Below are 22,714 nucleotides of genomic sequence, written 5' to 3' on the forward strand. Positions count from 1 at the left end.
CAAGTCCGACCCCAAGTCCGGTAAAAGAGAATAAAGAGTCCAAGATTGACGAGATGATTATTGCAGGATTGAATACAAGTGAGGGGTTCTTAAAGAGGGCGGTCTCTATTTTGCCTGATATACCAAATGGTGACAATTTATCGACTACGCAACGGATGTTGAGAAAATTAAAAAGAGATCCTAAATTATTCCTGTTCGATGTTGCTAAAAAGCAATTAAATAGTATTTCTCCAAAGTCAAAAGAATAGGTGTTATAAGTTATGACTATGATTGAACGGCAGCTTGATGACGAGGGTAATACAGTTTCCTGCGATTTTGATCCAAACGAGCTACTTAATTTCAGGCTAACAATCAAAGGGTGTAACAATTCCATTGTATTTAAATCAAGACCCTTATTGCATGGCAATTTGGTTATTTATATTAATGCTGATAACTGCGAAGTGGTTTTGGGAGAAAATATCACATGTCAAAAAAACTTATTCATATCTTTATTACCTAGTGGTAAAGGAAGGCACTCAAGACAATTAAAATGTAGTATCGGAAACAATACTACGTTCAATGGTTTGGTTAGCATCGTTTTGGCTGAAGAAAATAATGAGATTCAAATCGGTGAAAATTGTCTTTTTGCAGATAATATTTCTATATCTACATCGGATTCCCATAGAATTTTCTCCATAAAAACTGGTGATAGGATAAATAAAGCTCAGAGCGTATTTATTGGTCATCATGTATGGATTGGTGAAAATGTAAAAATCTTAAAAGGGTCTATGATTTTAAATGACTCTATTGTTGCTATGGGTAGTATAGTTACTAGGAAATTTGAATATGGCAACGTTGTTTTGGCGGGTGTTCCAGCCAAAATTGTACGTAGTGAAGTAAATTGGGATTATTAATGTGTGTGGCTTAATTTTGTTTAGTTTGTGAGTAGGTAATGGAATTTTCTAAATTTATTCAGAGAGTAATTGATACAGAGATCAAGGCCTTACAGGTTCTAAGAGATAATATTGGAGAGAATTTTCGAGAGGCCTGCCAAACCATTCTTTCTTGCCAAGGTCGCCTAATCATTACTGGCATGGGTAAGTCTGGACTGGTAGGACGCAAGATTGCAGCTACTATGGCATCTACGGGAACACCTGCATTTTTCGTGCATCCTGGTGAAGCAGGACATGGTGACCTGGGCATGATTGTTAAAGGTGATGTGGTACTTGCAATATCCAATTCTGGTAATAGCGATGAGATTAATGTGTTACTGCCTATTATCAAGCGTTTGGATATCCCACTTATCAGTATTAGTAAGAACCTGTTAGGTCGTCTGCCACAGGAGGCGGACATTGCTCTGACATTAGGAGATTTTGAGGAGGCCTGTCCAATGGGTCTAGCCCCCACTTCTAGTACAACAGCCACGATGGTGTTAGGCGACGCATTAGCGATTGCTTTGCTTGAAGCAAGAGGGTTTAAACCAGAGGATTTTGCATTGTCTCATCCGGCAGGCTCTCTTGGTAAAAAACTTCTAACACAGGTGGCGGATCTGATGAAATTTGGTGAGGATATCCCTGTTGTGTCCGGTGAAACAAGCATCATGGATGCGTTATTTGAGATTACATCAAAAAGATTGGGCATGACTGTGGTTGTACACCAAGGGCAACATGGTATATTGACCGATGGTGATATACGTAGATTGCTTAGTCAGGGTCAAGACATGAATGCTCCAATATATACAGCCATGAAACCCAATCCTATCGCTGTGTCGTCAGAGCAAATGGCATCAGATGCTCTGAACATCATGCAAAATGAAAAAGTAAATCAATTGTTGGTGTTTGAAGATGGTGTATTGATTGGTGTGCTTACACTAAGAGATTTGATGCAAGCAGGTATTGATTAATTTAATTAAGTGGGTCATATGTATTAAAAGTGACAGAATCTATCACGGTGGGCAATGACTTACCATTTTTGTATTGTTCGGTGCCATCAATGTTCTAAATCTTGTGATTTGGCAATGCATGCTTGTAAAAAATATGTGGAAGTGACACATAAGCTCGGTATTTCTTATGTATTTAAAAATTTTGAAGAAATTAAGAGAGCCTTTGGTGTTCCTGTTATTGCAGATATTCATGAAGTATTTTAAGCAAAATCCGCTGCTGATATTGTTGATGTATTACAATTACCTGTTTGTTGGTTCGCCAAATCGATTTGGTTAAGGCATTGGCAGAGCGACCTGATGATACCCAAATCACAACTTTAATTTTTGCCAAAGATTGATATTTTTTAATTCATTCTTTTAAGAGTGTGCAAACATAATATGAAAACCCCAACCCACGCCATCATTCCCACCGCAGGCTTTGGTACTCGTATGTTGCCACTGTCCAAAGCCGTGCCAAAAGAGCTGTTGCCACTGGGTGATAAGCCTGCCATTCATTATGTTGTCATGGAGGCGGTGCGTGCAGGCATTAAACATATCGTACTGGTCAATCATGCCCAAAAGGGTGCGATAGACAATTATTTTGATGTCAATGGCGAGCTTGACACACAGTTACGCAACAAGGGCAAAAATGAGCTTGCCGACAGTCTGAACTTTTTGCCCGATGATGTGCGTGTCATCAGCGTGCGTCAGTCTCGTCCGTTGGGTCTGGGTCATGCGGTACTACAAGGGCGTGCGGTTGTGGGTAACAACCCCTTTGCTGTGTTACTGCCTGATGTGGTGCTAGACCCTTTTAAGACTGATTTTAAAACGGATAATTTGGCGTATATGCTGGATTGTTTTGCCAAAACATCTCGCTCGCAGATTCTTGTTGACCCTGTGGCAGATGATGATGTGCACAAATACGGGATTGCACGCCTTGCTGACAAACAGACCATTGCCAAATCTGACACCAACCAATCTTTTGACGTTAAAGGTTTTGTAGAAAAGCCTTTGCTAAAAGACGCTCCGTCCAACCTTGCGGTGGTAGGGCGCTATGTGTTTGACCCAAAGATTTTTGATTTTTTGGCAGAGACTAAGCCATCTGTGGGCGGTGAGATTCAGCTCACCGATGCCATCGATGCTCTCATCGGTGAGCAGGGCATGGACGTGGTAACCTTAAAAGGGGAGAGTTTTGACGCTGGCGACATGGCGACTTATATCAAGGCATTTGCCTACTTTGCTCAAAAAATCGGACAAGAATTTTAAAAAATAAAATAGCCAATATCCATCTATTGGTCATTTGATTTTATCTGGGGTGGTTCGTGTTTAGTACGAGTGATGGCATTTGGCTTAGGGTTGTTATGATGCAGAAAATAGAGAAAAATGATGATGAATACAAGTCAAATTGATGAGGTTTTTGCCAAACACTCGCCAGCACAATCACAAAATCATGTCAATATTTACCAAAATAAATCAAATGCTTGGCAAGCCCTACACGCCCTTGCCCAAAACAGTCGCACCTTAACCGAGCTGTTTGAAGATGACAGACGTGGCGAACACTTTGCGTTGTCATCTTGTGATATGTACATGGATTTTAGTAAGCAGCTCATTGATGATGAGGTTTTGTCAGCACTATTGACCTTAGCAGATGATTGTCAGTTATCATCTAAAATCAATGACTTATTAACAGGAAAAAAGGTCAATGATACCGAAAACCGTCCTGCCTTACATACTGCCCTGCGTTCCCCCAAAGGCAAGATGCTCATCGTAGATGGTATGGATGTGAATGCTCAGGTTCATGACAGCCTTGCCAAAGCCAAAACCATGGTAAAGCGTATCCGCACAGGTGTGTGGCGTGGCTATGCAGGGCATGCCATGACAGATGTGGTCAATATCGGTGTGGGTGGTTCGGATTTGGGGCCATTAATGGCAACCACCGCCTTATCTGAATGGTCAGACACCCCCATTCGGGTGCATTTTGTCTCTAACATGGACGGCACGCAGCTTGATGGTCTGTTAAAAGTGTTAAATCCCCAAACCACGCTGTTCATCATCTCATCAAAATCATTTGGCACAGTAGATACACTCTCTAATGCCAAAACTGCCCTAGGTTGGCTCATGTCTGCCCATGATAACAAATCTACCATCTTACGCCGTCATTTCATCGGCATCTCCACACGCTCTGACAAGATGAGCCAGTGGGGCATTCATCAGAGCAATCAGCTGCTTTTGTGGGACTGGGTTGGTGGTCGGTTTAGTATGTGGTCGGTCATCGGGCTTGCCATCGCCATCAAAATTGGCATGGATGGCTTTTATGAGCTATTGTCGGGGGCACACAGCATGGATAAGCATTTTGCCACGGCAGACTTTGCCCAGAATATGCCCGTTCTGCTTGGGCTTTTGGGTGTGTGGAACAGCACGTTTTTGGGGATTAATGCCCACAGTGTATTGCCTTATGATGGCAGATTGTCGCATTTTCCCAATTACCTAACCCAACTTGAAATGGAATCCAATGGCAAATCGGTCACAAGAGATGGGCATCAGGTTGGTTATGACACTTGTCCAATTTTGTGGGGCGATATTGGCTCTAACGCTCAGCATGCTTTTTATCAGCTCCTTCATCAAGGCACACAGCGTGTCTCTTGTGATTTTATCACATCCATCCATCGCCATCATCAGCACCAAATGTCTAACGCACATCTGTCCAAGCAGCACCAACTTTCTTTGTCAAATTGCCTTGCCCAGTCGCAAGTTTTGGCATTTGGTAACCACGCTTTGCCTGATGATTTAGATAAAAATAACGATGATTTTGCCAAATTTAAGCAATACCGTGGCAATCAGCCATCCACCACCATCTTGCTTGACAGCCTAAACCCAAAAACACTGGGTTCACTCATCGCCTTGTATGAACATAAAGTTTATGTGATGAGCGTGATTTGGCAAATCAATCCATTTGACCAGTGGGGTGTGGAAGTGGGTAAGGTGATGGCAAATCAGCTCTATGATGTGCTATGTAACAAAAAAGGCGTGGAATCGTTTGATTCATCAACCAAGACGCTGTTAGATAAAATTCAGGGCAAATTTTAATTACGGTAAATCAGTATGAAAACACATGATACAGTCTATATCATTGGGGCAAATCATGAAGCGATTAATGCAGGGATTTTGCTTGCTAGTTTAAATAAAAAAGTGCATTTATTGAGTGTGAAACATGCCATTGATGAGGTCTTATTTCATTATCATTTTGACCGTCAAATTAATGCCTTATGGTCGCTTTATGTCAATGAAAATAAAATCATTCATCATCATAAAAATAGCCTTGATGATGTTTTTGATTTTATCAAGCAATCACAAGGTGCTTTGATTTGGCTATTTATTGATGATATGGCTGATGATGAATTGGCACTATTTGTCAAAACCCAAGACAACCCGCACAGCCAAATCATCCTAAGTGGCATGGATGATATTGGAAAAATACAACAAATTGCTGATGATATGGTTAGCAAATGGGTGTATTATTTGCCGTTTATTTTTATGAAAGATGGGGCGAATTTTAGCAGTTTTTATCAATCAGATTTGGTATTGATTGGCGAGAAAACAACCAATAGCGTGATAAAATGTGAAATCATTTCTTTTATCAAATCCCAAGCCAAAAAATGCCAGATTGATGACATTAAAACCATAGAGTTCGCTCGCAGTGCCATCATGGCGATGCTTGCTACTCGCTTATCATTTATCAATGAAATGACACGCCTTGCTGATAAGAAAAATGTGAATATCAAGCACATTGAGAAAATCATGGGGTCAGATGGTCGTATTGGTTCGGCGTATTTGGGGGCGGGTTGGGGCTTTGGTGGTAGAACTTTGCCCAATGAGTTGGCTTTGTTAAAAAATCAATTTGACAGCCAGCACGTCAAGGCAGATGTATTGACTGCTGTGATTGATGTCAATGCTGACCAAAAAGAGTTAATTTTTAGAAAATTTTGGCGATATTTTAATGGGTTTATAGAAAATAAAACGGTGATGATATGGGGGGCAGGTTATCGCATTGGGGCAGGTCTTAGTACCAATAGTGCCATTCACCCTTTATTAACGCTGTTATGGTCATATGAGATTAAGACGGTGATTTATGCCAATAATACCACAATTGAGTTGCAACAACTGTATGGCAATGAACCATTATTTTCAATCACAAATCAGCCTTATGCGTTAAATCATACAGACAGTCTGTTCATCATTAACTGGTCAGAACTGACGCCACCTGATGTTCATGAATTAAACAAACATAACATACCGATATTTGATGCCAAAAATATTTTAAGCGATGATGAGATTAAAATATTAACAAGTGATTATATTGGTATTGGTCGTAAAAATGGGTAATAATATGACAAAAATTCTCGTTACAGGCGGAGCAGGTTATATCGGCTCGCATACTTTGGTTGAACTTGTGGAGGCAGGCTATACGCCTGTGGTTTATGACAATCTGTCCAATTCTAGCATGGTTGCCATTGAGCGTGTGCAAGAGATTATCCGCACAAAGATTGAATTCATCAAAGGTGATGTGCTAGATAAGGTTCATCTGGCACAGGTATTTGATGAACATGACTTTTTTGGTGTGATTCATTTTGCAGGACTAAAAGCAGTAGGCGAGAGCGTATCAGAACCGCTCAAATACTACCAAAACAACGTAACAGGCACGCTAAACCTACTACACGTCATGAAAGATAAGGGGGTAACCAACTTTATCTTTTCATCATCGGCAACGGTCTATGGCGACCCAGAAACTTTACCAATTACCGAGACCGCCAAACGCTCCTGTACCAACCCTTATGGGCAATCTAAACTTACCGTAGAGTATGTTTTGGAGGATTTGGCAAAATCAGCCAAGGATGACCCATTGTGGAATATCATCTGCTTGCGTTATTTTAACCCCATTGGGGCGCACGTATCAGGAACAATCGGCGAAGACCCAAGCGACATTCCCAACAATCTCATGCCCTATATCTCACAAGTGGCGGTAGGTAAATTAGAAAGATTGTCCATCTTTGGCGATGATTATGACACTGTGGACGGTACAGGCGTGCGTGATTATATTCATGTGGTGGATTTGGCAAAGGGTCATGTATCGGCACTTAATTATATCGCCAAATCCAAATCCGCCTTTGGGTTTTTGGCGATTAACTTAGGTACAGGCAACGGCACAAGCGTGCGACAGCTTGTAAGTGCCTTTATCCATGCCACAGGGCAAGATGTGCCTTATGTCATCGCTCCCAGACGAGCAGGGGACATTGCCATGTGTTATGCCAGTAGCGATAAAGCCAAAAACCTGCTAGGCTGGACGGCAGAACATGACATAGAGCGAATGTGCGTAGATACATGGCGTTGGCAAAGTCAAAATCCAAAAGGATATGATGATTAAGTTAAAAACCTAAAAACCCAAAGGCAGTTTTTGATGTATTTGGCAGGTGTGTCTAATCACTGTGCTTTTTAACCTGTTCAATTCGCTTATCCGTCGTAGGGTGCGTGGATAACATGGATAACATGGAGCTGTGCCCATGACCATCGCCATGCTCTTTTTCTAGTTTTTCAAAAAAGTTGGCAAGGTGTATGGGTGATATGCCAAGACGTCGTAACTCATCAATGGCAAATTTATCCGCCTGCATCTCCGCTTCTTGGGAGTATTGGGCGGCAGCGAGCATGGTTGGTAGGGCAAGCACCAAATCAGAGGCATCACCTGTAATGATAATGACCAGCACCCCAACGCCAATACTGCTAATCGCCTGCTCTAAGCTATGACGATGCACCAAATGCCCCTGTTCATGAGCAAGCACGGCTAGGATTTCGTTATCATCATCACTTAGCTTGATGAGTTCATCTGTGATGATGATGGTGTTGTTAGGTATGGCAAGGGCATTTGTTCCGATGACCCCGCCCAAACGCACCAGCACTTTGGCCTTGGGATTGCCATCTAGCTTGTCATACAAGGCAATGATTTCATCTTGACGAGCCTTTGGTAATTGGCTGGGTTTGGTGAGTGCCATGACTTGCTCTTCTGCCTTTTGTCCAACTTCCATCAAAACATCAGAGGGCAGGGAGTGGGCAATGTGGCGCGATGCCAGCGGCACACCAAATTTTAGCACCCCTACCATGAAGATAATGACAACGACCAGACTGCCCAAAATCCAACTAAAACTGCCTTCCATGACAGAGACTTTGTCAAACAGGCGTTTATGATGCAAATCAAGCCAGCTGGGCACACCGTCAGTGAACTCAATGCGTTCGCCATTTTTGAAGGTAAGCACCCCTACCGATCGCCCCACGCTTGGCATGAACTCACCATCGGCGGTCTGATATGCCCCACCAAAGCCATCGCCTTCTAGCACAAAGCTATCGGGGCTTATGCTTGGGCGGATATGGGCGGTATGGGCTTTGCTTGTTTTGCCATCAAAATAGCGTACGATGATTGGGCGTGTACTCATGACAACCTACCATGACACGTCAATGTCAAACACATCGGCAATCTCTTCGCCCAAAGCGGATTCTTCTACCATTTGGGGTGTGATAATCTCATCAAAATTCTCATAACTTACCAAAGACAGCGTCTCGGTCTTATAGCGATGCAGTCGCACTGCCGCCCACGGGGTAAATAGCCCAAGTGTCAAGCCAATCAGCAAAAAGTTGGTAAATTGAATAAAAGCAAATCTAAAAATGCTAAACTCATTTAGCACAAACTCACTCTCGCCAATGGTCAAGTTGTCCCACACGACCTTGTGCAGACAGGCTTGGGTGAACGGTACGATAAGTAGCATCATAAGGTACATGCCAATCACGACAAGCACTGCAATTCTCACACCAATATCTGACCCGAACGCTGCCCCAAGACCCATCATGACCATACCGCCAATAGATGCAAGAATGCCAATCCCAATGGGTATCCACACCGCCTTGTACACATCAAGCATACTGGCGTGCCAGGTAAATGCCATCTCGCCAAATTGGGTGTTATCAAACTGATAACTCTTAAACAGTCGCCATGCAAATGGGGCAAGCAAGACAAAACCAATCGCCATCACCATCATGCCAATGACATCATTCATCCGTATGCTCAAATAACCTGCTCCAATATTCATCTGCATGCTCAAATAACCTGCCCCAATGATGAGAATATTGGCAAAAACAATCAAGCCAAACAGCATATAAGCACCAAGCAGACTGCCCACAAAGGCAAAGCGGACATTTTTGTATTGGCTGTTTCTTGCCCGAAAGCGTAATGTAGAACGCACAAGCCACGGAAACAAAGCCATGATTAAAAGACCGCCCACCGCCGCGATGACAGGCGAGAATTCTCCTAACACACTGATGACAAGATAGACACCAATTGCGATGAGACGCCCAATCAAAATCCGCTTAGGGTTGGCGGTGAAGTCAAATGACTCATCATTTAGCTCGGTGTTGCCATAAAAATACCGCAGACGGCGAACCTTTGCCCACGGCGAATAAATCCCAAGGGTGATGATTGTCAAAAGCAAATTAACAATCCAAATCCTAAAATACTCTGACCCTGTCCCATAAAAATAAAAGTCGTATTGATACGGCTCATCAGGCGGGGTAGACGGTAGGGTAGGGGGTGTATCAAAAGGGGTGTGATAAATGTCGTTGGTAAAAGGCTCATTTGGGGGTAGTGACATATTATGTCCTTATATTATTAGAATAAGACTTGTTTTTTGAACACAAATTATACCAAAGTCCAACCAAAAATACAAAAATTAAGATTTGATTAATTTTATTGATTTTATGATAAAATAAGACATCTAAATAAAGGCTTAATTTTTATGCAAAAACTTATCTTAGCCAGCAACAACCAAGGTAAACTTGCCGAATTCCAATCCTTATTTGATAAAGCGAATTTGGGCATGAGCATCATTGCCCAAGGCGAGCTTAGCATTACAGATGCTGATGAGACAGGGCTGTCTTTTATTGAAAATGCCATCATCAAGGCACGTCATGCAAGCCTTGCAAGCGGCTTACCTGCTTTGGCAGATGACAGTGGATTGTGTGTGCCTGTTTTGGATAATAGGCCAGGGATTTATTCTGCTCGCTATGCCAGTTTGGACGGAGCGGGGGTACACGGTGATGACGATGCCAATAACGCCAAACTGCTACAAGAGCTCATGCCGTTTAGAGATGATAAGCCCATCATCGCCAAATTCATCTGCGTGCTTGTCCTTGTTCGCCATGCCAATGACCCTTTGCCGATGATTGCACAGGGGCAGTGGGCAGGCGAGATACTGGATGCACCAAGGGGCAATCATGGTTTTGGCTATGACCCACTGTTTTATATACCAAGCCTTGCCAAAACATCCGCTGAGCTTGACAGAGCCACCAAAAATGCCCTAAGTCATCGTGGGCAAGCCTTAGATAAGCTCATTGCCCATTTAAAACAGGGTGAATTTTAACTTGCAGTGAGTTTGATAGGTTGTAATTTTACCAAAAAAAAGCTATACTAACCACCTTTTAGGATTTTTAAGCGTATTTTTATAAAATGCTTGCCCAGATTTTTAAGAATTCACTAATTAAGTATTCACTGATAGGTGATTGAAATAAGTGATTGAATTTTAACAAGTTTTAAGGTAGAACTCCCATGAGTAACTTAGATGTTGCTGTAAATGTCATCTCAGACAAACAAACCCAACTGACCGTTAAAGTACCTGTTGGCACCATTCAAAGCAAAGTAGAAAGTCGCATTCGTAGCCTTGCCAAAACCGCCAAAATTGATGGATTTCGTAAAGGCAAAGTACCTGTAAGCCACATTCGTGCCCAATATGGTGCTGGCATTCAGCAAGAGGTCATCAATGATGTGATTCGTGATACCGTATTTCAAGTATTGGCTGACAAAAAAGTGCGTGCCGTTGGCGTGCCCAGTATTGATGATGTCAAACTTGAAAACGACTTTTTAGTATATCAAGCATCTGTTGAAACCATGCCAGAGGTTCAGGTTAAAGGGTTGGATGAGATTGAGGTTGAACGTCAAATGGCCACTGTCTCTGACAGCGACGTGGACACCATGATTGAAAACCTACAAAAACAACGCCAAACTTTTGAGACCAAAGATGGCGAGCTCGGTGATGGCGATGAGGCCACATTTGACTTTGAAGGTTCTATTGATGGCGAGAAGTTCGAAGGTGGCTCTGCTGAGGATTTCCGTCTTGTCATCGGTTCAGGTCAGATGATTCCGGGTTTTGAAGATGGCATGAAAGGCATGAAAGCAGGTGAGGAGAGAGCCATTAAGGTAACTTTCCCAGAGGACTATCAAGCCGAGAACCTAAAAGGCAAAGAAGCGGATTTTAAAATTAGCTTAAAAGAGGTCAAAGAAGCCAAACTGCCTGAACTCAACGACGAATTCTTTGAGTTATTTGGTGTAACAGAAGGCGGTCTTGATAAACTAAAAACCGACGTTCGCAAAAACATGGAACGTGAGATTAAGAACGCCGCTCGTAATCAAGTCAAACAAGCTGCCTTTGATGCTTTGGTTGATAAAAATGAATTTGACGTACCAAATGCCATGCTTGCAGCAGAGATTGACCGTCAACGCAACCTAATGCTACAACGCTTTGCTCAGCAGTTCGGTGCCAACCCAAATACCTTTGACAAAAACATGTTACCCGATGAGCTGTTTGAAGACCAAGCATTGCGTGCGGTACGTTTGGGTGTGCTCGTGGGTCAAATCATTGACAAACAAAAGCTGGAAGTTGACCAAGAACGTGTAACAGCATTCATCGCCGAAGCTGCTGAAAACTATGAAGACCCAAATGAGGTCATTGAATACTTCACCAATGACAAACAAGAACGTGCTGGCATAGAAGCGGTTGTGCTAGAAGATCAGGTGGTAGAATACATTCTGTCACAAGCGAAAGTAACCGATAAAGAGGTTAAGTACCAAGATCTATTGGCAACAGCTCAGCAAGCCCAAATGTAAGTTGTTTGGGGTGTGTTGAGTTTTTCTTTTCTTTTAATGAAATTCTAAATGTAAGAAATTCTAAAACGTAATTTATATTAACATAAATTATATTAACAATTACCTTATAGATATTCACCATGCCCTAAATGACACAAATGCCCTAACAAAAAATGTTGGGGTGTTTTTATTTTGTGGTAAAATAGCTTGATTTGATTTGAATTTTTAAAACTTAATCTGTGACATTTAATTGTCATACCTAATTAGGACACGATATGAGTAATATTTGCAAAAACCCCTTTTATGACCAACTGACTGATACCTTTCATGCAGTCCCACAGTCTGCCCTTGTGCCTGTGGTGATTGAACAGTCAGGTCGTGGCGAGCGTTCGTTTGATATTTTTTCACGTCTTTTGCGTGAGCGTGTGATTTTCTTGACAGGTCAGGTTGAAGACCACATGGCAAATTTAATAGTCGCCCAGCTGTTATTTTTAGAAGCGGACAATCCTGAAAAAGACATACATTTATACATTAATTCACCTGGGGGTGTGGTTACCGCAGGCATGGCGATGTTTGATACCATGAACTTTATCAAGCCTGATGTTTCTACCATCTGTTTGGGGCAAGCGTGTAGCATGGGGTCATTTTTGTTGGCAGCAGGAGCAAAAGGCAAACGTTATGCTCTTGCCAATAGCCGTATCATGATTCATCAACCATCAGGTGGAGCACAAGGGCAAGCAACTGACATTGAGATTAGTGCCAAACAAATCCTAAAAATCCGTGAACGCCTAAATGCCATCCTTGCTGAGCGTACCGGTCAGCCACTTGAAAAAATTGAACGAGACGTTGAACGTGATTATTGGTTGGATGCCTTTGAGGCCAATGAGTACGGTCTGGTGGATGCTGTGCTTGAAAAACGCCCTGTGTAGCGATGGCCAGAGATTGATAACAGCGGGCTTGCCTGCCCAGTTAAGATGTATACAAAGGAAAACCGATGACTAAAACCAAAGAGCCAAGCTGTGCCTTTTGTGGCAAGAAAAAAGATGAAGTTAAAAAACTCATCACTGGCATTGATGAGGATGCCAGCATTTGTAACGAGTGTGTGACGCTATGTGGCGACATGCTGGGCGGTATGGATTTGGATGCTAAGAGTGAGCAAGACAAAAAGCCAAACCAAACCAAAGCCAAAAAAAACAAAGCTGATGATAAAAACTGGGCAACAGCCGTTCTGCCCAAACCCAAAGAGATTCGTGAGCATTTAGACGAGTACGTCATCGGTCAGGACACTGCCAAAAAAGCCTTGGCGGTGGCGGTCTACAACCATTACAAACGCCTAAAAGTGCGTGCCAATGACAAAATTTCACCTGTGGAACTTGCCAAAAGTAACATTCTGCTCATCGGGCCAACAGGTTCAGGTAAAACCTTACTTGCCCAGACCCTTGCCAAAATGTTAGATGTGCCTTTTGCCATGGCGGATGCAACCACACTCACCGAAGCAGGCTATGTGGGTGAAGATGTGGAAAACATTGTCCAAAAGCTACTACAATCTGCCGATTATGATGTAAAGCGAGCTGAGCGTGGCATCATCTACATTGATGAGATTGACAAAATCAGCAAAAAAGGCGAGAACGTCTCTATCACCCGAGATGTCTCTGGCGAGGGCGTTCAGCAAGCACTCTTAAAACTCATTGAAGGCACGGTTGCCAATATTCCCCCGCAAGGTGGACGTAAGCACCCCAACCAGCAGATGATTCAGGTGGATACCAGCAATATTTTGATGATTGTCGGCGGAGCATTTGCAGGGCTTGACCGTATCATTCAGCAACGTACCGAAAAGACAGGCATTGGTTTTAATGCCGATGTCAAAGCCCAGGAAGAAACCAAAATCAGCGAACTGTTCAAGGAGGTTGAGCCTGAGGACTTGATTAAATTTGGTTTGATTCCTGAGCTTATCGGACGCTTACCTGTGATTGCCACATTAGATGAGCTTGATGAAACCGCTTTAATCCAAATCCTAACCGAACCTAAAAACGCTCTAACCAAGCAGTATGAATATCTGTTTGACATGGAGGGGGCGAAACTGACCTTTGAAGATGAAGCCCTGACGGCAGTTGCCAAACAAGCGATGAAGCGTAAGACAGGAGCAAGGGGTCTGCGTTCTATCATTGAAAATGCCTTGCTAGATACCATGTATGAGCTACCAAGCATGGATGATGCCAAAGAGGTGGTGGTAACTGGTGCGGTGATAGAAAATGGCGGTAAGCCTGTGATTAGATAGTACATATGACATTAAAAGGTGGGCAAGGCCTGCCTTTTTTGTTGGAAAATGACCAATAAGTCAATATTACAAAATGATATGATTTTGCCCAAATGATTGTGATATAGTAACCAAGCATTGTCAATAATGGATTGTGGGCGGACTGTGGATAACAAAGATGGCGGATGCTATGGTTAATTTATCCACATCGGTCTGTATTATGAGCGATATTTAACATATTTAATCAAGTCCTATTTGGGGCAACAGGAGCAATCATGATTTATTGTGGAAAATCCATACAAGTTAGCCGACTAGACGGCGATATTGTCAAATTTCATTTTAACAATGAAGACGAATCGGTCAATAAATTTGACCAAGCAACCAATGCTGAGTTCAAAGACGCTGTTAGTGCCTTAGAGCGAGATGCGACCATCAAGGGTTTGATTGTAACATCGGGTAAAAAAGTATTCATCGCAGGGGCGGACATCACCGAGTTTGTCAGTTATTTTAAAAGACCCCAAGAAGAGTTAGAGAACTGGTTGCTTGACATTAACAACGTTTTTAATCGTTTTGAAGATTTGCCATTTCCCAAAGTATCAGCCATCAATGGTGCAGCGTTAGGCGGTGGTTGTGAGATGACGCTTGTCTGTGAATACCGTGTTATGGGGCAATCTGCCCAAATCGGCTTACCTGAGACCAAATTAGGTATTTTTCCTGGATTTGGTGGCTCTGTGCGTACCCCACGTATTATCGGCATTGATAACGCTTTGGAGATTATCGCCACTGCCAAACCCCTAAAACCTACCGACGCACTAAAAATTGGCTTGGTAGATGCTGTTGTGGCGGATGAGCATGTGGAGAGTTCGGCTCTTGATTTGGTCAAAAAGTGTATCAGTGGCGAGCTTGACCGGCAAGCCAAACGTAGCGAGAAATTAGAGCCTGTTAAACTCAATGCCACCGAACAGGCCATGGCAATCAGCTCTGCCAAAGCTGTGATTTTTGCCAAAGCCAACCCCAAACATTATCCAGCACCAGCCTTTGCACTAGATGCGATAGAGCGTCATGCCAATTTGGGGCGTGATGAAGCCATTAAGATTGAGGCCATCAATTTTGCCAAATCTGCCAAAACCCCACAAGCTGCGGCATTGGTTGGTGTGTTTTTAAATGACCAACTTGTCAAAAAGCGTGCCAAAGAGCAGTCCAAATCCGCCCGTGACATCAAGGAGATGGCAGTGATTGGGGCGGGCATTATGGGAGGTGGCATTGCTTATCAATCAGCGGTTAAGGGTTTGCCCATCATCGTAAAAGACATCAGTTCACATCAGCTTGATTTGGGCATGAATGAAGCAAGTAAGCTCCTTAGCAAAGAGGTAGAACGTGGTAAAATCAGCGTCGCCAATATGGGTGCAACCTTATCTAAAATCCGCCCAACACTAAACTATGGCGATTTTGCCACGCCTGATATCATCATCGAGGCGGTGGTAGAAAATGAGAACATCAAAAAAACGGTACTGACCGAGACCGAAAGTCTCATCAAAGAGACGGCGATTCTTGCATCTAACACGTCCACAATTAGCATTACCGAGCTTGCCAAATCACTAAAACGCCCAGAGAATTTTGTGGGCATGCACTTTTTTAATCCTATTCATCGCATGCCCCTTGTGGAGATTATCCGTGGCGACAAAACCAGTGATGAAGCGGTGGCAACTACCATTGCCCTTGCCCAAAAAATGGGCAAAACCCCAATCGTGGTCAATGACTGTGCAGGTTTTTTGGTGAACCGTGTGCTATTTCCGTATTTTGGGGCATTTGATTTACTCATCCATCATGGGGCGGATTTTGTCAAGATTGATAAGGTCATGCAAAAGTTTGGCATGCCCATGGGCCCTGCCTATCTGCTTGACGTGGTGGGTATTGATACAGGTGTTCATGCAAGTGCGGTCATGGCGGATGCTTTCCCTGAGCGTATGAATCCTGATTATAAGACTGCCACGACTGTCATGTTTGAAAATAATCGTTTGGGACAAAAAAATGGCGTGGGTTTTTATAAGTACGAACTTGATAAAAAAGGCAAGCCCAAAAAGAGCGTGGATAATGCCACTTATGAGCTGTTAGAGACGGTACAAGATGCCAATGCTGACTTTGATGAGCAAGAGATTATTGAGCGTTTGATGGTGGCATTTTGCACCGAGACGGTGCGTTGCTTGGAGGATGGCATTGTAGCAAGTGCAGGCGAGGCAGATATGGCGATGCTTTTGGGTCTTGGCTTTCCGCCGTTTCGTGGTGGGCCATGTCGCTACATTGACCAAATGGGTGTCAAAGAGTTTGTTGCTTTGTGTGATAAATATGCCCATCTTGGCAAGGCGTATGAGGCTCCAAAAATGCTACAAGAGATGGCAGAGCGTGGTGAGAGCTTTTATCAGTAAGTGGCAATATGAACAGCTGTATATTTTAAACAGATGTGCATTGAACAGCATGCCAATGACAACACGCACCGTTATGAATACATTGATGGACAAGTGTACGCCATGGTAGGGGTAAGCCATAACCACAACATTTTGACCAAGCCTGTGCTTATTAGGAAGATGTTGTCTTTATTAACCGCCAACATTGACCATCATGTCAAAATTGTAATATTGTCAAAAATCCCAACCCTACAAGAACGTGTCTTGTTGGAGCAGGATTTATGGCAATACGGTCTATTGCAAGATGGATGATTGGGGCGAGTATTTGTCAAAAGATGATGGCACGTCTCTTGATGGCATTGGGCTGACCTTGACCACAAAACAAATGTATGAACAGGTCTTCATTAAGTAATTTTAACCATTTTATAAGTTTAAGGAAAAAACCATGACAACCCTATCTCCAACAGACGTGGTGATTATAGATGGCGTACGCACCGCCATGGGCAAATCCAAAAATGGCATGTTTCGCCATGTACGCTCTGAGAACCTATCAGCCCAGCTGATGGATGCCTTGATAAAGCGAAATGATTTTAACCCCAATGACATAGAAGATGTGATTTGGGGCTGTGTCAATCAAACGCTAGAACAAGGCTGGAACATCGCCCGCCACGCAAGCCTATTGGCAGGCATTCCAAAACACGTCGCAGGACAAACGGTAAACCGCCTGTGTGGCTCGTCCATGCAAGCCCTACACACCGCCGCCGCCCAAATCATGACCCATCAAGGTGATGTTTTTATCATCGGTGGTGTGGAGCATATGGGGCATGTTGCCATGATGCATGGTGTGGACATCAACCCTAGTAGCTCCAAATACATTGCCAAAGCATCCAACATGATGGGGCTGACCGCTGAGATGCTTGGGCGTATGAATGACATCAGCCGAGATGAACAAGATGAATTTGCCCTAGGCTCACACATGAAGGCAGTCAAAGCCACCCAAGAAGGGCGATTTGATAAAGAAATCGTGGGCGTAGAAGGGCATGATGAAAACGGCAATTTGCAACTATGCACGGTGGATGAAGTCATTCGTTTTGATGCGAGTTTAGAAAGTCTAAAAAAGCTAAGAGCTGTCTTTGACCCTGTCAATGGCACGGTAACAGCAGGTTCATCATCCGCCCTATCAGACGGTGCATCCGCCATGCTCATCATGTCAGCCGCCAAAGCCAAAGAGTTAGGGCTGACCCCACGAGCCAAAATTCGCTCTATGGCAGTGGCAGGCTGTGATGCGGCCATTATGGGTTATGGCCCTGTGCCTGCCACTCAAAAAGCACTCAAACGAGCAGGACTGTCCATCCATGACATCCAAACAGTGGAGCTAAACGAAGCATTCGCCGCCCAAAGCTTATCGGTGCTAAAAGGTTTGGGGTTATACGACAAGCAAGACATTGTCAATCATAATGGTGGGGCGATTGCCCTAGGACATCCCTTAGGTTGTTCAGGGGCTAGAATTACCACAACTTTGCTTAATGTCATGGAACAACAAGACACCCAAATCGGACTTGCAACTATGTGTATTGGGCTTGGGCAGGGGATTGCGACTGTGATTGAGCGGATGTGATTCAAACACAATAAGGAATAAGGGCGTAGCGATACGCTCTTATTTTTTTACAATATCATTAGCACTGCAAAATAACGATTTTATGGTATTTTTAGTCGCCTTTATCTTGTGGCGTTTGCCAAAAATTCGTACTTAAAACAGCAGGGCAGTCGCCCATCTTTTTATACAAAAAATTATTTCTGTAAATCTTAAAATATAAATTATGTTATAATTGTGTTATAAAGGTTTGACATATCCTCACTAAACTTAACTGGTATACAATAGTAATTTTTCTATATTTATTTGGTTGAATTATATTATGAGCTTTTGGGAAATTTTTAGAAAATTATTGCCCTTCTCTGGCAATGAGCCGAGTGATTGGATTATTACCATCGCAGTCATCATTTTGTGGATGGTTCTTATATCAAACATTCTGCGTGGTTGGATTGAATATAAAAACAAATCAAAAAAAATAAAAAATTTTAAACATACTATAGATGAAATAAATACTGTGGATGAAATATCTTTTGATGAAGATGAGAAATTACAAAATTCTTGGAAATATTTTCAAAAAAATCTCATTGAAGTTTCTGAAAATGACCAAAAAAACACTTACCGTATCTATGATGCTAGTCAATTTTTTACGCTAAATACAGTTTTTAAAAGGATTGGTAGTGCCCAATTTTCCAATACCTCATCGTTGCTATTGAGCATTGGATTACTTGGAACTTTTATTGGATTATTTTATGGATTGGTGCAATTAAATTTGGATGATGCTGAAAAATTGCAAGCATCTATGAATCAGCTTATTCGTGCTTCTGGGGCAAAATTTGCTTCATCCATTTGGGGTCTTGGGTTGTCCATTTTTTTTGGCATCTATGAAAGATGGCTTACTCAAAAAGCAAAAAATAGCCTTATTGAATTACAAGATGCCATCAATGAATTATATCTCAGTGCATTTTCTGAACAAAACTTACTCAATTTAGAGAGTATTGGAACACAAAATAAAAAATTATTAAATGATTTAAATGTTACTGCTTCCACGCATAATGAAACCAGCCAATCTGGTTTTGTTTTATTAAAAAATCAATTAGAACAAAATCATAATGAAAGCCAAAAATTTTTAAATGGAATTTATCAGGTTCTTCGTAAAGAACATGAAGAGAATAATGACTTTCATAAGCAATCATTAGCATTATTTCAAGACATTAAGAAAAACCAAGAAGAGACAAATGAGCAACTACTAAGACATTTAGAAGAAATCAGTCAGAGCAATACATCATTACTGGAAAATAACCAAGAGCAACTAGAACGTTTAAAAGAGCAGATAGAAGTGTTAAATGGTCTGGCGATGGACATTGCCGAAGAATTGCCACGCCTAATGACCAATGCTGTATCTGAATCAATGGACAGTTTGGTTAAGCACATTGGCGGTTCAGAAGATAACACCCTACATGATGCCATTATCTCTGGTACAGGAGCGAACTTTTCAGAGAAACTAGACAAAGTTTTACAGGATTTTATGGTTGAAGTCAAGAAATCCACAGGCTCAGATGTAGAAAATATCAATAAAACGATTGGTAATATTTCCTCTATTACCCAAACACTAAATGATGATATAAGTAATTTAACAGAACAAATGACAAAATTATTGAATAATATTCAAGAAAAGATTGATGACCAAGCAACTAAAAATGGCGAAGCAAGTAATAGTATCAAGATAAGTGCAGAAAATGCAGGTGATGAGATTAAAAATGCCTTATCTCCAATTTCTACCACCTTAAAAGAATTTAATGATTTAGTTTCACAAGCTAAAAATCATTTACAAATCATCCCTGATTATTTAGAACAATTTGAAACTGCAACAGGGAATTTAAAAGATTCTGCTAACAATACCTTATCAGCAAGCGATAGATTGCAAGAAAGTAGCATAAAGTTAGCATCTACCAGCAATCAATTAACGACAACCATGGATGATTTTAATAAGGGTTTGGATAATATTACCGATAAGCTTAAAGTTATCCCAACCGAATTGCATGGTATTTTAAAGATGATTGAACAAGTCTCTAATAATGCTAACAGTACTTATTTAGAATTATCTAGTCAGCACAAACAGTTGTTAACCACCAACCAACAATTGATGACTCATTGGATAAAAGGGCTTGAAGACTATCAAGATAAAACAGATGATTTTGTTAAGCAAATATTGAGCGATATGGAACAACACATCAAACAGGTGTTACAAGAAGCTAAAAAGGATTTGAATGATTATAAATCTAAAAGCGATGAACACATCCAAACTAATTTGGCAAAATATGAAGAAATGATTCAAGTCTTTATTAAAAAAGCAGATGGACTTATTAATACAACTTTTGCCAATTTTGATGGTTCTTTGAGTAAATTTGCCTCTGAATTAGCAGGAGCGATTGAAGAATTGAATGGAGCGATTGAGATTTTAAACCAAAAATTGCAAGGTAGATAGTAATGAGACGCTCTGTACCAACCACTCAAAATAATCATGATGATGGGCATTATTGGATTTCTATTTCTGATTTAATGACTTCTTTATTATTTATTTTTATTATTATTTTGGCTTATACCATACATTCATTTAACAAAAAATCTGATAGATTTGAAGAAAGTTTTCATTCAAGAAGTGAATTATTGACAGATTTACAATCAACCTTAAACCAAAAAAATATCAATGTGGATATTGACCCAAAAAATGGTAATATGCGAATTAAATCCGATGCTTTTTTTGATGTTGGGTCGGCAGATTTAAATCCAGAAGGGCAAACTGTTATTATAATTATTACACAAGAAATCAAACAACAAATGCAAAATGAAAAATATAAAAAGGCAATTGATACCATATTCATAGAAGGTCATACGGATGATGTACCAATTATGGCAAATTATGGCAGGCGTTGGACAAATATGGAATTGTCTGCCCAAAGAGCGATTAACACTTATTTGATGATGGACAGTGGTGCAAATATCAAAGAAATGATTAATCGTGATGGTCGCTATTTGTTTTCTTATAGTGGTTATGCTGAGAGTCGCCCCATTAGCGATAATGACAGCGAACAAGGTAGAGCTAAAAATAGACGGATTGAGCTATTTTTTGCCCTAACAAGCCCAAAATTGGAAGAATGACATGTCAAACAATCAATATCCAAGCCATAATTTTCTAACTACATTGGAGAATGCCAGTCAAAAATTAAGACAAATTGGGCAAGGTAAGGAGATTGGCAAAGACTATGAACGCATAAAAAATAAATTAATTATCTATGCAGACAGTCCCAATGAAGAAATAATGTTTGATAATCAAGCAGACATTCGCCGTACGTTATCTGTATTAATACAAGAAGTTTCTAATAAAAACGATGTTCTGAAATTATTGATAGAAAAATCAAAATTAAATTCATTATTTAATAACATCAGTAAACAATTAAAAGATGATTACAAAAATATCATTGCCAAAAAAATGTTGTCGTTATATTATGGGCGTTATTTAAATTTTAGACATTTATCAGAAAAAGAAAGGTTCTATTTCTATCAATTATTAATACATTCGGTGAATAATTTTAATGGAAAAAGTATGATTTTATTAAAAGCGAAAGAAAATCAATATATTTTATCAGGGGATTTGCATGAAGCAATTAAAAAATACAAAGAACTAAAAACCATTGGTCAAGAATTGTCGTTATTAGAAAGTTTTGAAATTTATCAATGTATTAAAATACTTTTTTTAATAGAAAAAGCAAAAGAATGGCGAGTCAATCAATGGGATAAAGATGTTGAGTGTGTATTAGAACAAATTTTACAACATAAGAATATCATGGTTGAACAGCGTAATTTATTAGAAGAAACTGTATTCATCATATTAAAAAAATGTAAAAGCGTTGATAAAATTATTGACAATTGGTTGAATTTTATTTTTAAGAACATTGGCGACCCACGAATTTTACGTCATCAAAATGTATGGTTTCGGATAGGAGAAGAGTATTATTATTGGCTAAGAGCAAAATTATCACAAGACGATGTTAGGGCATTTTTGGAAAATATGACTGATGGTCAAGGTGATGAGGTGTACCAATATCGCCGTCAATTTTGGTTGCAATATATTAAGCATATTCAATATTCAAAAATAATAATGAGTGGTTCTGGTTTGGAATATTTGAAAGACAATAACCCAGAAATGTACAAAAAGTTTCAATCATATCCAGAATCTTATAGCAAGTTTCATAAACAAACACAAAGGTCTTGTATTTTTATGGATTTTGGTTCATTTTATGTGATTGAAGGTACACATAATGCAAAACTCAGGTTCTATAAAGACATACCAATTAATTTGAGTAAAAGAAATTATGATTATAAAGAATTTTATTCGGGTGAAGCGGACAATGCTTTATTAGAAGATTTTACCCATTATAATTCAGAGAGTTATTATTGGCAGAATCAAGTCAGGTGTTTTATCATGGATAATTTTAATATCCATGTTAAGTTAGATGGTATCATCCTGAAAGAAGATAAATATCGTCTACAATCAATCAAAGACCATCTGTTTGAAAGAAATCAATCTATTTTATAGTGA

Annotated in this window: 20 protein-coding genes; 18 read left to right on the forward strand and 2 right to left on the reverse strand. The window is 40.8% G+C overall.

Annotated features, from left to right (window positions below; all coding sequences use genetic code 11):
* The 8 genes from A7456_RS11560 to galE form a co-directional block, all read left to right on the forward strand.
* Positions 1–248: hypothetical protein (locus A7456_RS11560; protein ID WP_211266060.1), on the forward strand; the 248-nt coding region annotated here is incomplete at its 5' end.
* A 12-nt stretch (positions 249–260) separates the two neighbouring features.
* The gene (locus A7456_RS00090; protein WP_067006244.1) at positions 261–893 is read left to right on the forward strand and encodes an acyltransferase; all 633 of its coding nucleotides are present in this window, start codon (positions 261–263) and stop codon (positions 891–893) included.
* 38 nt (positions 894–931) lie between these two features.
* On the forward strand, positions 932–1,882 hold the full coding sequence (locus tag A7456_RS00095; RefSeq protein WP_067006247.1) for a KpsF/GutQ family sugar-phosphate isomerase: 951 nt from the start codon (positions 932–934) through the stop codon (positions 1,880–1,882).
* Between the two features lie 54 nt (positions 1,883–1,936).
* Positions 1,937–2,125, forward strand: coding sequence for a hypothetical protein (locus tag A7456_RS11080; protein WP_145916017.1), 189 nt, complete (start codon positions 1,937–1,939; stop codon positions 2,123–2,125).
* Positions 2,126–2,299: 174 nt separating this feature from the next.
* Positions 2,300–3,166, forward strand: coding sequence for a UTP--glucose-1-phosphate uridylyltransferase (locus A7456_RS00100; protein WP_067006250.1), 867 nt, complete (start codon positions 2,300–2,302; stop codon positions 3,164–3,166).
* Positions 3,167–3,289: 123 nt separating this feature from the next.
* Positions 3,290–4,987: a glucose-6-phosphate isomerase gene (gene pgi, locus A7456_RS00105; protein WP_067006603.1), complete on the forward strand. Its 1,698-nt coding sequence runs from the start codon at positions 3,290–3,292 to the stop codon at positions 4,985–4,987.
* Positions 4,988–5,002: 15 nt separating this feature from the next.
* The gene (locus A7456_RS00110; RefSeq protein WP_067006254.1) at positions 5,003–6,283 is read left to right on the forward strand and encodes a UDP-glucose 6-dehydrogenase; all 1,281 of its coding nucleotides are present in this window, start codon (positions 5,003–5,005) and stop codon (positions 6,281–6,283) included.
* A 4-nt stretch (positions 6,284–6,287) separates the two neighbouring features.
* A complete protein-coding gene (galE, locus tag A7456_RS00115; RefSeq protein WP_082995365.1) occupies positions 6,288–7,322 on the forward strand; it encodes a UDP-glucose 4-epimerase GalE in 1,035 nt (344 codons plus the stop codon).
* Positions 7,323–7,374: 52 nt separating this feature from the next.
* Here galE and A7456_RS00120 read toward each other — a convergent pair whose 3' ends face one another.
* Both A7456_RS00120 and A7456_RS00125 read right to left on the reverse strand, forming a co-directional pair.
* Entirely contained in the window at positions 7,375–8,382 is a 1,008-nt protein-coding gene (locus tag A7456_RS00120; protein WP_067006261.1) for a M48 family metallopeptidase, read from the reverse strand.
* 6 nt (positions 8,383–8,388) lie between these two features.
* Positions 8,389–9,591: a YjgN family protein gene (locus A7456_RS00125; RefSeq protein ID WP_067006264.1), complete on the reverse strand. Its 1,203-nt coding sequence runs from the start codon at positions 9,589–9,591 to the stop codon at positions 8,389–8,391.
* Positions 9,592–9,735: 144 nt separating this feature from the next.
* Between A7456_RS00125 and rdgB the strand changes: the two genes are divergently transcribed.
* The 10 genes from rdgB (at position 9,736) to A7456_RS00175 (ending at position 22,711) form a co-directional block, all read left to right on the forward strand.
* The gene (gene rdgB, locus A7456_RS00130) at positions 9,736–10,359 is read left to right on the forward strand and encodes an RdgB/HAM1 family non-canonical purine NTP pyrophosphatase (RefSeq protein ID WP_067006267.1); all 624 of its coding nucleotides are present in this window, start codon (positions 9,736–9,738) and stop codon (positions 10,357–10,359) included.
* A gap of 185 nt (positions 10,360–10,544) precedes the next feature.
* Positions 10,545–11,879: a trigger factor gene (gene tig / locus A7456_RS00135; protein WP_067006270.1), complete on the forward strand. Its 1,335-nt coding sequence runs from the start codon at positions 10,545–10,547 to the stop codon at positions 11,877–11,879.
* Between the two features lie 254 nt (positions 11,880–12,133).
* On the forward strand, positions 12,134–12,787 hold the full coding sequence (gene clpP / locus A7456_RS00140) for an ATP-dependent Clp endopeptidase proteolytic subunit ClpP (protein ID WP_066886599.1): 654 nt from the start codon (positions 12,134–12,136) through the stop codon (positions 12,785–12,787).
* 65 nt (positions 12,788–12,852) lie between these two features.
* Entirely contained in the window at positions 12,853–14,136 is a 1,284-nt protein-coding gene (gene clpX / locus A7456_RS00145) for an ATP-dependent protease ATP-binding subunit ClpX (protein WP_067006273.1), read from the forward strand.
* Positions 14,137–14,390: 254 nt separating this feature from the next.
* A complete protein-coding gene (gene fadB / locus A7456_RS00150) occupies positions 14,391–16,541 on the forward strand; it encodes a fatty acid oxidation complex subunit alpha FadB (protein WP_067006276.1) in 2,151 nt (716 codons plus the stop codon).
* 33 nt (positions 16,542–16,574) lie between these two features.
* On the forward strand, positions 16,575–16,832 hold the full coding sequence (locus A7456_RS00155) for a PDDEXK family nuclease (RefSeq protein ID WP_067006279.1): 258 nt from the start codon (positions 16,575–16,577) through the stop codon (positions 16,830–16,832).
* Positions 16,833–16,965: 133 nt separating this feature from the next.
* Entirely contained in the window at positions 16,966–18,138 is a 1,173-nt protein-coding gene (fadA, locus tag A7456_RS00160) for an acetyl-CoA C-acyltransferase FadA (protein ID WP_067006282.1), read from the forward strand.
* 298 nt (positions 18,139–18,436) lie between these two features.
* Complete coding sequence (locus tag A7456_RS00165) at positions 18,437–20,599, forward strand: hypothetical protein (protein ID WP_067006284.1); 2,163 nt, start codon at positions 18,437–18,439, stop codon at positions 20,597–20,599.
* Between the two features lie 2 nt (positions 20,600–20,601).
* The gene (locus A7456_RS00170) at positions 20,602–21,273 is read left to right on the forward strand and encodes an OmpA/MotB family protein (RefSeq protein ID WP_067006287.1); all 672 of its coding nucleotides are present in this window, start codon (positions 20,602–20,604) and stop codon (positions 21,271–21,273) included.
* A gap of 1 nt (position 21,274) precedes the next feature.
* Entirely contained in the window at positions 21,275–22,711 is a 1,437-nt protein-coding gene (locus tag A7456_RS00175) for an EH signature domain-containing protein (RefSeq protein ID WP_067006291.1), read from the forward strand.
* Positions 22,712–22,714: the final 3 nt, after the last annotated feature.

This window comes from Moraxella nonliquefaciens (assembly GCF_001679005.1).
GTDB lineage: Bacteria > Pseudomonadota > Gammaproteobacteria > Pseudomonadales > Moraxellaceae > Moraxella > Moraxella nonliquefaciens.